The sequence below is a fragment of the Rubritalea sp. genome, from assembly GCF_051252225.1.
In the GTDB taxonomy this organism is placed as follows: Bacteria; Verrucomicrobiota; Verrucomicrobiia; order Verrucomicrobiales; family Akkermansiaceae; genus Rubritalea.
The window spans coordinates 121824-134257 of record NZ_JBPOGE010000007.1; the positions used below are offsets into that span (position 1 = coordinate 121824).

The 12434-nt window shown below is 48.5% G+C and carries 9 protein-coding genes; 8 read left to right on the forward strand and 1 reads right to left on the reverse strand.

Going from position 1 to position 12434, the window contains the following annotated elements; all coding sequences use genetic code 11:
• The first annotated feature begins 196 nt into the window (after positions 1 to 196).
• From ACSHX2_RS08850 to ACSHX2_RS08880, 7 genes are all read left to right on the forward strand, one after another.
• Positions 197 to 1354, forward strand: coding sequence for a ribonucleotide-diphosphate reductase subunit beta (locus ACSHX2_RS08850; RefSeq protein WP_435692572.1), 1158 nt, complete (start codon positions 197 to 199; stop codon positions 1352 to 1354).
• A gap of 114 nt (positions 1355 to 1468) precedes the next feature.
• On the forward strand, positions 1469 to 2551 hold the full coding sequence (locus ACSHX2_RS08855; RefSeq protein ID WP_435692573.1) for a ribonucleotide-diphosphate reductase subunit beta: 1083 nt from the start codon (positions 1469 to 1471) through the stop codon (positions 2549 to 2551).
• Between the two features lie 51 nt (positions 2552 to 2602).
• Positions 2603 to 2971, forward strand: coding sequence for a four helix bundle protein (locus ACSHX2_RS08860; RefSeq protein WP_435692574.1), 369 nt, complete (start codon positions 2603 to 2605; stop codon positions 2969 to 2971).
• 96 nt (positions 2972 to 3067) lie between these two features.
• Complete coding sequence (locus ACSHX2_RS08865) at positions 3068 to 6364, forward strand: ribonucleoside-diphosphate reductase subunit alpha (RefSeq protein ID WP_435692669.1); 3297 nt, start codon at positions 3068 to 3070, stop codon at positions 6362 to 6364.
• Between the two features lie 157 nt (positions 6365 to 6521).
• Positions 6522 to 7451, forward strand: coding sequence for a hypothetical protein (locus ACSHX2_RS08870; protein WP_435692575.1), 930 nt, complete (start codon positions 6522 to 6524; stop codon positions 7449 to 7451).
• 334 nt (positions 7452 to 7785) lie between these two features.
• A complete protein-coding gene (locus ACSHX2_RS08875; RefSeq protein WP_435692576.1) occupies positions 7786 to 8826 on the forward strand; it encodes a transposase in 1041 nt (346 codons plus the stop codon).
• A 208-nt stretch (positions 8827 to 9034) separates the two neighbouring features.
• Positions 9035 to 9898 carry a hypothetical protein gene (locus ACSHX2_RS08880; RefSeq protein ID WP_435692577.1) on the forward strand — a complete coding sequence of 288 codons (864 nt, stop codon included), beginning with the start codon at positions 9035 to 9037 and terminating at the stop codon, positions 9896 to 9898.
• Between the two features lie 399 nt (positions 9899 to 10297).
• Here the strand turns inward: ACSHX2_RS08880 and ACSHX2_RS08885 are convergent, their stop codons facing one another.
• Entirely contained in the window at positions 10298 to 10834 is a 537-nt protein-coding gene (locus ACSHX2_RS08885) for an acyl-CoA thioesterase (RefSeq protein WP_435692578.1), read from the reverse strand.
• 1292 nt (positions 10835 to 12126) lie between these two features.
• Here ACSHX2_RS08885 and ACSHX2_RS08890 point away from each other — a divergent pair.
• Positions 12127 to 12411 (forward strand): hypothetical protein, encoded by a 285-nt coding sequence (locus ACSHX2_RS08890; RefSeq protein WP_435692579.1) that lies wholly within the window; start codon positions 12127 to 12129, stop codon positions 12409 to 12411.
• Positions 12412 to 12434: the final 23 nt, after the last annotated feature.

Consider the following 12434-nt stretch of genomic DNA (forward strand, 5'->3'; position numbering starts at 1 on the left):
ACCCAAGCGGTGGTGACTGTGTCATTTTGACCACCCCTTTAAAATCCTCCTTAATCCTAGAAACTTCAAGGGTTGGCGTTATTTTTGGCCGATTCAGCAAAAGGATGAATTTCACTCAATACACAACATGTGGTATTGTGAATAATTTGTGTATACCACATGAGATAAAATGACGTTGACCAATAGGGGCGAGATCATGCATATTCGCCAACGTGTCTGTAATGCTCAGCGCGGCGCCCATGATGGGTGTGATACGACCTTCTCACTCTTCAATATTCACTTATTTCCTGCTCATTACTCAATGTCCACCACCACAGTCACTCTAGGCGATCGCACCTTCGAAATCGACGAAGCAAAAGCTCAAGAAGCTTATGCCGCAAAGAAAGTCATCAATGGTCGCGACACCATGTTTTTTAACATTCTCCCGCTAAAGTACCAATGGGCATATGAGCTGTACCGCGAGATGAAAAATAACCACTGGGAGCCAGAAGATGTGGCACTGCGAGGAGACGCAGCACAGTGGGCGTCACTCTCAGAAGACCTGCAGCAAGCCGTGGAAATGCTGATGGGCTATCAGGCCACATCCGGTGAAATCACTGGTGCAGAAGAAATTTACACTATCCGTGACATCGTCACAGCGCCTGAGCTGAAGTTAGTATTCGGCCGCTATGTCCACGAGCAGAACACGCAGCAGGACGTGCTAGTCCACATTTTCAGTTCATTGGGGCTCAATCCAATCACTTGCACCAATAAGTTCACAGAAGTAGCTGCTCACATGCAGGAGCTGACTGATAAGCATCTCGTCGAGCTCGACCGCAGTGTCGACATGACCCAGCTCGAAAATAAGCAGGCATTTGCTAAGAACACCTTTTTCTTCAGTCAGTGCATGGAAGGCCTGCAGCTCTATAGTCTCTACAGCGTGGTTCTAGAAATGGGACGCACTGGCAAGCTAGTCGGCGTTGCCGAAATTTTCCGCAAGCTGCTGCGCGATGCCGGTTTCCGCTGCGAGCTCTTCCGCAAGCTCTTCGCTGAGCTTTGTCAGGAAAATCCAGACATCCGTACTGCTGAGTTTGATGACGAACTAGTCTCTGTCATGGCTGAAGCAGTGGCTTTTGAAAAAGAATTCATCGCCAAGCTTCCTGGCGCGTCCAGTGTCGGTCTCGATACTGATACGCTTAGCAGCTACATCGACCACGTCGCAGCGCACCGCCTTGCTTCATGCGGCTTAGGCCCAGCATCCGCTGGCTCACCAATGCCATGGCTCGATGAAATCTTCTTCCCGAGCGAAGCGCACAACATCCACTCAGCAGCCACGAACCAAACCACCTCAGACTTCGAAGACGACGACCTTTAAAATGCGTAGCATTTTAAAGGAGGAAAAAGGGAAAAGGATAAAGTCCAAATGCCCCAAGTCCTCTTCTCATCTAAAACACTTTTTCCTTTCTCCTTTTAACTTCCCACTTCTCCAATGACCACCACACAATTAGGCGACGCCACCATCACTCTCGATTCCGATGCTGCTGAGCAGATTCTCTCCAGCAAGCGCGTGATCAATGGCACCACTCCAAAAGGTTTCGGCCTAGCACCACTCAAGTACGAGTGGGCGTATGAGATTTATAAAAACATGCGCGCGAACCACTGGGAGCCTGAAGACATCGGCATGCAGAAAGATGTCGAGCAGTGGCGTAGCGATGAGGTCACAGATGTGGAGCGCTGGATCATCAAGATGGGGATCGGCTACTTCTCCGCAGCAGAAGGTATCGTAGGAGATAATGTGATTCACGTGATCCGCGAGCTCGTTTCCGCACCTGAGCTCAACCTCGTTTTCCGCCGTCACGGCCACGAAGAAAATATCCACGCAGACTCGCTCGTTTATATGGTTTCATCCCTCGGGATCAATCCACACGAGTGTGAGGCCATGCTCGAAGACATCCCGACTATCAGGGATAAGACCAATTTCGTAGTTTCAAACAGCCGCGGCCTTCGCCGTGACATGGACATGTCTAAGCTGGAGAACAAGCAGGCCCTCGCACGTAACATTTTCATGTTCGGTCAGGTCATGGAAGGCACACAGTTCTACGGCCTCTTCGGCATGATTCTCAGCCTCTACCGCCAGAACAAATTCCCAGGCATCGGCCAGATGTTCCGCTACACGCTGCGCGATGAGTCCAATCACATCGAGCTCCTGCGTAATCTCCTCATGGACCTCATCGACGAGGACCCAGAGATCTGGACTGCCGAGTTCCGCGAGGACCTCCGCGCTACCATGGCCGAAGGCATCCGCCTCGAAAAAGCATTCATCCGCGACTGTCTCCCAGTAGCAGCCGTCGGTCTCAACATGGATGAGTTCGAGCTCTACATCGACTTTATCGCCGACCGTCGTCTCATCGCATGTGGTCTAGAACCACTGGTCGAAGGTGGCACATCAAATCCATTCCCATGGCTCGCCGAAATGATGGACATCAAGAAGGAACAAAACTTCTTCGAAGGCCGAGTCACAGAATACCAAAAAGCCTCAGCACTAGGAGAAATCGACGACGATGACCTCTAAAATGCGAAGCATTTAAGAAGGAAAAAGAATGAAAGGCAAAAGGATAAAGATGTGAGTGTTAAGAACTTTGAAGAACTAGATGTGTGGAAACGCAGCTGCCAGCTCGCAGTCGATGTTTATACCACGCTTCATTCTTCAAAGGACTATGGCTTAAAAGACCAAATGCAGCGCGCTGCGGTTTCTATAGCTTCCAATATCGCCGAAGGTTCAGAAAGGGTCAGCACTCCAGAATATATCCGATTTCTACGCATAGCCAAAGCCTCCTGCGCCGAACTCAGAACCCAACTCTACATAGCCCAAAGAATAAGAACGAGCACCGGCCAAGATTCACTCAGTGCTGGCTCCTCCATCATCCAGGAAACCAGAGAAATCTCAGCCATGCTTCAAGCCCTCATCAGCTCCCTCCAAGCCCGCCAATAGAACACTTTTTCCTTTATCCTCTACCCTTTTTCCTAAGGGGAAATGATCTTTTCCCGAAATCCTTCTAACTACCAAAAAATCCCACGCCACCAACCAATGTACCGCAACCTAACACTCGAAGAAGACGTCGCACTGAAAAACGTCGTGACCCGCCCTCGTTCCGAAAAGCCTGACTTCGCTTGGCGCGATCAGCTTTCCGCATCATCCTCCACCCAAAGCGTGTCGCAGGTGATCGTGGTCAACGGAGCAGATGAATCCGAACTCTCACTCGCAGACGTTGCGGACACTATTGGTGGTGCACTCACTGACCTTCTACTGGCGCGTCAAGCTGCTGAAGATAATATTTATAACGATGAAAACCGCCACTTCGTTTCCAATGTGGCGCACAACGTCGCTGAGTCTCTCATCGAGCAAGTCATCGACGGTGGCCAGCTCAAGCTCACCAAGACCGACCTCTTCCTACTCATCGAAAAAGCGCTGATTGAAAATGACGCACACGATGTAGCGAAGTCGCTCGTTTTCAACCGCTCGCTTGCTGACAACGGTTCTATCGAAGTCTCCGCGATCTCTAACGAGCCATTCACTGTCCGTCTCATCCGCCGTAATGGCAACGTCGTTCCATGGTCCGAGACTAAGATCGAAAACGCAGTCCGTCAGGCATTCCTCACCATGCGCCTAGACGCCTCACCAGCAGCAGCAGTCGCTCATGCGGTTACTGAGCGTGTGCGTACTGAGGAAAAAGCATTCATCCACATCGAAGACGTCCAAGACATCGTCCAGGAAGAACTCATGCGTGCAGGTCACTTCAAGATCGCCGCTCACTACGTTCTCTACCGCGCTGAGCGTGCAGCCACTCGCTCTGACGAAGACGCACTCCCAGTGGAAGACCCACAGCAGGACTCCATGGTGGTGGTCACTACTGCAGACGGGAACTCCATTTTCTGGGATGGCACCGAACTCAAGAGACGTATTCAGTTTGCCTCCATCGGCCTCGATCTTTGCCTTTCGGAAAATGACATTGAGCGCGAACTCCGCCGCTCTATTGGCACAGAAATCACCGCAGAAGGTTTGCAGAAGACCATCACGCTGAATGCCAAGACACTGATCGAGCAAGACGCAGACTTCTCGCTCTTCGCTGGCCGCATTCTCCTTTCCTACATCTACGAGGAAGTGCTCGACTGGAACATCCTACGTGACGGAATCGAAGGCCTCAAGGCCGCACACGTCGATGCTTTCAAGAGAAACCTCAAGCACGGTGTCGAGATTAAGCGTTACAGCCCAGAGATTATCGACGGTCGTTATGATCTCGACCAGATCGCTGAAGCGCTCGACCCTACAGCGGATCTCGACTTCGACTTCCTCGGTATTCAGACACTCTATGATCGCTACCTCGTGATCGACAAGACAGGGGGCAAGCAGCGCCGCCTCGAAGTCCCTCAGTTCTTCTGGATGCGTGTTTCCATGGGCCTCTTCAAGGAAGACGGACCAGACAAGCAAGACTGGTGTGTGCGTCTCTACAATCTCTACAAAGGTCGTCGCTTCTGCTCCTCCACTCCGACACTCTTTAACTCCGGCACACTCCACAGCCAGCTTTCCTCCTGCTACCTCTACAAGGTCGACGACTCCATCGAGTCCATCATGCAGCGTGGTATCGCAGACAATGCTTACCTCTCCAAGTGGGCGGGCGGTCTCGGCGGTTCTTGGACAGCAGTCCGTGGTACTGGCGGCTACATCCAGGGCACCAATGGTGAGTCCCAGGGCGTGATCCCATTCCTCAAGCTGCACAATGACCAGCTCGTCGCAGTGAATCAAGGTGGTAAGCGTCGCGGCTCAGGCTGTGCCTACCTCGAGACATGGCACAATGACATGGAAGACTTCCTCGAGCTGCGTAAGAACACCGGTGACGAGCGTCGCCGTTGTCACGACATGAACACAGCGAACTGGATTCCAGATCTCTTCATGAAGCGCATGGAAGCCCGCCAAGACTGGACACTGTTCCGCTCGAACGAGACTCCAGACCTCCACGACCTCTACGGTAAGGCATTTGAGCGTCGCTACGCTGAATACGAAGTAATGGCAGAAGCTGGGAAAATCTGGTCACAGAAGCAGCCAGCTATCGAGATGTGGAAGAAGATGCTGAAAATGATCTTCGAGACAGGTCACCCGTGGATCACCTTTAAGGACCCATGTAACCTGCGCTCACCACAGGACCACTGCGGTGTCATCCACTCGTCAAACCTCTGTACTGAGATCACTCTCAACACTTCAGAAGACGAAACAGCAGTCTGTAACCTCGGCTCCGTTGTTCTCGACAATCACATCCGCGAAGACGGCTCGCTCGACCACGACATGCTCAAGGAGACCATCACCGTGGGTATCCGTGCGCTCGACAATGTGATCGACATTAACTTCTACCCTACAGAGTCCGCTAAGACCGCAAACTCCCGCCACCGTCCTATCGGAATGGGAGTCATGGGACTTCAGAATGCACTCTATAAGAAGAACCTCGCATTCGCATCGGATGCCGCAGTCGAGTTCAACGACGAGTTCATGGAAGCCATCGCTTACTACGCTTACGGCGCGTCATCAGACGTGGCAGCTGAGCGTGGCACCTATTCTTCCTATAAAGGATCTAAATGGGACCGCGGCCTCATGCCTCAGGACACTGTCCAGATTCTCGAAGACGAACGCGGCATGAAGATAGATGTCCCGCGTGGCAATAAAATGGACTGGACTCCTGTTCGTGAAAAAATCGCTAAGCACGGCATGCGTAACTCTAATGTTCTCGCCATCGCGCCGACCGCTACCATCTCGAACATCATGGGAACCACTCCATGTATCGAGCCGAACTATAAGAACCTCTTCGTTAAGTCGAACCTCTCAGGTGACTTTCTCGTACTCAACCGCCAGCTCGTGACCGACCTCAAGAAGGAAGGCCTCTGGAATCGCGAAATGCTCGACCAGCTCAAGTACTTCGATGGTGAGCTCGATGAAATCAACGAGATCCCAGACAGCATCAAGCAGAAGCACCGCACCGTCTTCGGCGTACCTTTCGAGGCCGTCATCGATGCCGCTGCGCGCCGCCAGAAATGGATCGACCAGTCACAGTCGGTCAACCTCTTCCTCGCGACTCCAGACATCAAGACACTCTCGCACATGTACCGCCGTGCATGGACTACCGGTCTCAAGACCACCTACTACCTCCGCTCACAAGGCGCATCAGGTATCGAGAAGTCCACTATCGACGTGAAGAAGCAAACCCGCGGTGTCGCCGCCGCCGGTGCAGCTGCAGCAGGAGCCGCAGCGCCGAAAAAGCAGTATTCCGCTGCTGAAGTGCAAGCGTGCAGCCTCGAAGCCATGATGAATGGTGAAGAGTGCGAGGCTTGTCAGTAGACGATAAAAATTTAGCCAGCCCACACGAGGTGAGCTGGCTATTAACAAAATCCTCAGCAAAGAGCTGATTCAATCGCCTAGAGAACTTTTGAATAGCACCGCGCTGAGGGAACTTCAAACCCAAAGTATGCCCGTTAGAAAGGGGCTATTCGAAATTATGCTTAATATTAGCAAAAGCCGCATCCGTGTGATGCCTAAACAATTGTCGGCTCTTCCCGTGGGGAAAGAGGTTCGTATTTTCATTCAAGCAGCTGAAGCTGACGGGATAAGATCAGCTGAAAAAGTTGGTTTTTCTCTCCCACTCACCACGGGAGACTCAGTTCTACCTCAAATAGTTGGGTGTGCGACAAAGAGAAATGCCGAGGGCTATGACATCATCCACAAAGATCAGCCGAAGGAGAATCGAGTATTTAATTTAGCAACTCGCAGGAGCCTATTTTGTGGAAGAGGTCGACGTGAGATAGTGGAGGATTACCACTCATTTAGACGGCCGTGCTATCCAAAGACTATCGTTAGTCCTTTAGGGCTCGAGCTGACTTACATAGAAACGGAGAAGAATAATTCTTATTACACTTCTGCTATTTTTAAAATAGGTGAGAACGATGTTGAGATCATTGATATGATAAACGTATTCCTAGATCTCTACGGGACGTGTCTTGTCGAGGCTGATGAAGAATTCGATCAAATCCCGATACGTAGAGTAAACTGGGAGCTGCTACCTCAAGGGGCGGTGACTGCAAACAGTACTTTAGAGCCTCTTATCAGCTCAATTCAGAAGAGTTCTCACCGTGTAGTAGCCCAGCGACAACTTTCGAAGCTATATTCCTATTCGCCAAAGGCCTTGGCTGTTGGTTTAGGCGGCTTCAGTAGTTACGTGGCCTTTGTCTACGAGAAACAAGGCTTCGTAGTTCTAGAAAGTGTTGAACCTAATAATGCGACGTATATTTTTGCCATGGATTGGGAGGGTGTCTCCCAATTAAGTAAAGGTGAGATTATTCGATCAGGCCTTCACTTAGATCGAATAGTTCACGATTCCAATTGGCTCAGTAATATTGAGAAGCTGTTAAGCTCTCGTAGAGCAGCGTAATGAATGTCTAAGGTCTCTCTGGTGTTCCGGAGAGACCTTTTTCATATTTAAGGGGGCACACCCTTTAAAGAGGCTGAGAAGGAATGTTTTGTGATAGAGTGCTTCTAATCTAACTACCTCGCGAATACGTTGAGCTCGGCAGGGACGCTTATCCCTAGCGTCCGGCTGTGTAGCTGTCTTCTGAGGCTTTGAGTTTGGAGATTTCGTGAAGTCGCATTTAAGGGGACAGACCTTTTAAGTGCATTTATGGGAACACACCCTTTAAAGAAGAAGCCGCTTGTTCTGGTCGAATGGATGAGTTAAGCTGCTGGTTATGAGGTGTCCACGATCATATATGCTTTCGCCTTGGGGTGAGCATCAAGGTGCATCGTATCATGTGGTGTCACGTGTGGTTGATCGTCGGTTTGTCCTGAAGCGGGCAGAGAAGGAATACTTTGTGAAGTTGATGCGGCTTTACGAAAAGTTCTGTGGTGTAGAGGTGCTGACCTATTGTGTGATGAGCAACCATTTTCATTTGTTAGTACGTGTGCCACCTCAGCCAAAGAAGAAGCTGAGTGATGTTGAACTGATTGAGAAATTACGGATTGTTTATAGTGCAGCCTATGTGGAGCAAATCGAACACGCTCTCTCTGCTTCTCCCCAGGGAAGTGAGGAGCATGAGAGGATAAGGAATAGGTTTCTCTATAGGATGTGGGACCTCTCCGAGTTCATGAAGGTTCTTAAACAGCGTTTCACTCAGTGGTTTAATAAAACGCATAGCCGTCAGGGAACACTGTGGGAGAGTCGCTTTAAGAGTGTTTTGGTACAAGATGGGTATGCTGCACGAGTCATGGCTGCATACATTGACCTCAACCCTGTACGCGCTGGAATGGTGAGCGATCCGAAAGAGTATCGTTGGTGTGGTTACGCTGAATCTGTGGCAGGGAGGAGGGTTGCGCGGTTAGGCATTAAGAAAGTGATGGAGAGCTGTGAAGCTGATGCTGGACAAACAGCAAAACGTCTTTCCGCGGAAGCACGACTGGCTGAGTATAGGGTTTTGTTATTTGAAGACGGTGCAGAGGCTGCTGGAGATTCGCAGTTAGCACGTAGCTCCGTTTCTGCTAAACGGCTAAAACAAAGAGGAATGACTTCGAAGCAGATTCAACGTGTAGTTGAGCACGGTGGGAAGCTAACGCGATCTCAAATGTTGCGTTGTCGTGTGCGTTATTTTACTGATGGAGCAGTCTTAGGAAGTAAGGCCTTCGTAGATTCTTATTTTTCACAAAAGAGTGATTATTTCCCAAAGAAGCGCCAATCTGGTGCGCGAAAAATGCGAGGTGTGGAAGAGTCGAGCATTTACTCGTTGCGTGATCTCCAAGTGAAGCCAGTTGGATGAGGCAATAAGAGCATTCTAGCTAAATTCTAATTATACATTTTAACATTTAAAGGGACACACCCTTTTAAGTGCACCCTTAGGGATGTTCGAGGCGCTAGTGTCGCATCACTTCTTAGAGTGAGTAATAATCTCAACTTGTTAGTTGTCCGTTGACGCAGTCAGATCATCTTGATAAAGCATGTTCATGTGTTTCCGGTTGTTAACAATCATGATGGTATTGAGCCTTGGGCTTAAAGCTGAACTAGTCGTCTTTGAAGCTTCTGGTCAGATAGATTCGGTTACGAATGATTCCACAAACAAGTACCTAGGGAGCTCATTCACGGTCACTACTATTTATGACACCTCTATTCCAAATCAGGAATTTGATGAAAGCGAGGGGTATTACACTGGTGTCATCAAATCTTCCTTTCTGACAATAGGAGAAGATAAATATGCTTTAACTCCAGCAAACTATCTAGAGCCTACTTATGTTAGGACCTATCAAGGTAGTTACTTCAAACAGGAGATGGGTATGAGGCTGTTAGGGGAAAGTGAAGTTGCAATCGGAGGGTATGAAGTTCTTCTAGGGGGAGGGAGTATAGAGCTTAAAATAAATTTAGAGGATCTAGATGGGGTGTTTCCATTATCGTCTGATATTCCAAGTAATGTAAGTCTCGTTGACTATGAGAATGCTGAGGTCGACATTTCCTATTATGTAGATGGTTCCCAAGTTTTAGTTGGGGGAACGCTCAGTACATTGGTTACCAGAGAGTACGTCCACTGCCTTAAAGCATCAGGTATTAGTTTTACTGAGTGGCAACCACATGCTCTTTTTAAGTCATATGGCACGGTGACTCATCTAGAAACAAGCGTAGCAGGCGTGTGTCTTAAAGTATTTAGGTCTACCGATTTAGAAGTCTGGACTGACATTACAAATGTTGATGATCAGTATGTGTATGATACTGATGTGGAGTTGATCTTGGAGAGTGGTAGTACTTTTACTTCTAATAATAGTTACACGTGGCCTAAATGGGAAAACGCGTATTATATAGTTCAGCCATGCTTTTACCCTGACCCTGAAGGAACTCGTTAAGAGGTAAACACATTTAAAGTGCACATGAGGGGGCGTCGTATCATGTGGTGTCACGTGTGGTTGATCGTCGCTTTGTAAGAACTATCTAACGACCTCGCGAACACGTTGAACTCGGCAGGGACGCTTATCCCTAAGCGTCCGGCTGTGCACATGTCTTCGAAGGCTTTGGGTTTGGAGATTTCGTGAAGCAGCGCTACGGCAATTTGTTACCTTGAAGCTTGAGATAATGCCTCAACCTCGCCGGATATTTAGGGATAAATGTCCCTGCCTTAGGTGAATGGTGAGGCTATGTGTGAGGGAGGTTCGTATCGTTAGTGCATCGTATTGCATCTGAATATCTCAGTGAGATATTCCTGCCTAGCATAAGGGTTTCTCCAAATGGCAGTACAGTGTGGCTCACTATAAATCCAACACCACGCGGTGGGTTTTTAATGAATCGAGGTGTGCTTGGGCGTCGAAGCTTGATTCGTCAAATTCTCTGACGCGGGCGCGGGTGTTTTCGAGCTTACTTTTGGCACGCACGAATCGGCGGACATCTTCGACAGAAGTCAGCCTGAGCTCAGGCACCAGGGCATTTTTACCGTCTTCATCTTTGGCGACCATAACGAAGTAGGAAGAATTGCAGTGCTTGATTTCACCCGTCTGGATGTTCTCAGAAGTGACGTTAATGCCAACTGTCATTGAGGTGCGCCCAACATAATTGACCCTAGCTTTGAGGCTTAATAATTCACCCACACTGACTGGGTTCTTGAAGTCTACTTTGTTGATCGAGGCGGTCACACAATACTTACCAGAGAACTTTGAGGCCGCCGCAAAGGCGATCTGGTCCATTAGATTGAGAATGTAACCACCGTGGATTTTCCCACTAAAGTTGGAGTGGGACGGCAACATCAATTCGGTGAGTGTGACACTAGATTCTTGAGGATCTTTGACCATGGTTTGATAACACTTAATGTGTGGGTGCGCAGACCCTAAAAGAGAAGAAGCTGAATGCAACAAATACATGGGGCAATTGTCTTTTAGGGCGCACCCGGCAACTACTATTTAAAGGGATAGCCTCATAAATGAAAAGATGTTGGCGGGGCGGGAGGTTGATGCTGAGCCTGATCTTAGGCCTTAAAGCCTAAAGCGCGTCTGATGAGTTCGCTTTTATTTTTGACGCCAGCACATTTAAAGGGACACACCCTTTAAGGAGGCACTTTAAGGAGGATCAACCCCGCTTGACGACTGAGGACGTCCAGAATATCTCAGTGAGATATTCCTGTGCATGTGAATGATAGAGCGGTGCGTAGAATAGATTTCGAGGCGTTATGAATTGTCTTTATTGGGGGCGGTTTAGGTAAACTTTTTGATGAAATGGCTTTTAGGTTTTTAGCGAGGGGGGCGAAGTTGTCGTTCCTAAAACTTGCTTTTGATGTGATTAGCGGTATTTTTACAAGCAGAGCTACGACGCCTGAGGCGAGCTTATTTTGTTATGGATCTGACCACAATTCTCATCGTTTCTTCCACCGCCGTGGTGGTTTTATTTATTGCATGGCGCGGTTATATTGCGCTCAAGCGGTACTCGTGCTGTGGCTCATGTGGTTGTGATCTAATGACCAAGAAGGAGCGGAAGGCGTTTGAGACGCGCAAGGCTTGTGAGGGGTGCGATAAGTTGAATGTGTCTCAGCCCAAGGATTAAGCCTTTTTGTTGAGAGGCGGAATGAATGCACGTATCTCGCGTGTGGCACGCATCAGCGTTTAAGGGACACACATTTTAAGGACGAGGCATGAAATTTTGAGACGATAGATGGAGGAAATGTATCGGAGTATGTTTTTTTCTTGGGTCGCCTTTCTCCATGTCTAAATCTAGATTGCTTTCCCCTTGGGGTGAGTATCAAGGTGCGTCGTATGATGTGGTGTCACGTGTAGTTGATCGTCGATTTGGGGGGATTGCATTGGGAGGGGAGCGCAGATCTTCTATTTACTAAAAAGTGAGGAAAGGAACAGCGTGTCGCTATTCTTTTTGATTACTGGTGAGGTGTCTACGTGTAGGAAAGATGCTGAAATCCCTATTGTAACGATGGCGTTGGGTGAGAGGTCGGTGCTGTATCATTTTAATTATAAAACGTTTAAAATGATTTAACTGACTGTGTTTATTAATGTTTGACTTACCTCTTTACTAACATACTAACTGTTATTTGTGTTGCATTACGTGTGTGTAATGCGTTTGAATTAAAAAAAATACTATGAAAGTAACTAACGAAACATCGGATCAAGATCAGATTAAAGTATGCTTATACAACGTGGAAGATAAGTTGGACTGGATACCAGTTGGAGCAGGGGTTTTTATTGTACCAAAGGGGAAGACTGTGCCTTGGACTGCTCCTAAAGGAGAAGGATTAGATCATTATCATATGAAAGTATTTCACCCATCTTTAATTGATGGATATTTAGCTGAAGCTGTTGTCGCATTTGATGAAAGTGTGGCTGTCAGAGGAGGTAATGGAAAATATTCTATAGATAAAATCTAACCTTCTGTGAAAATGATAGAATC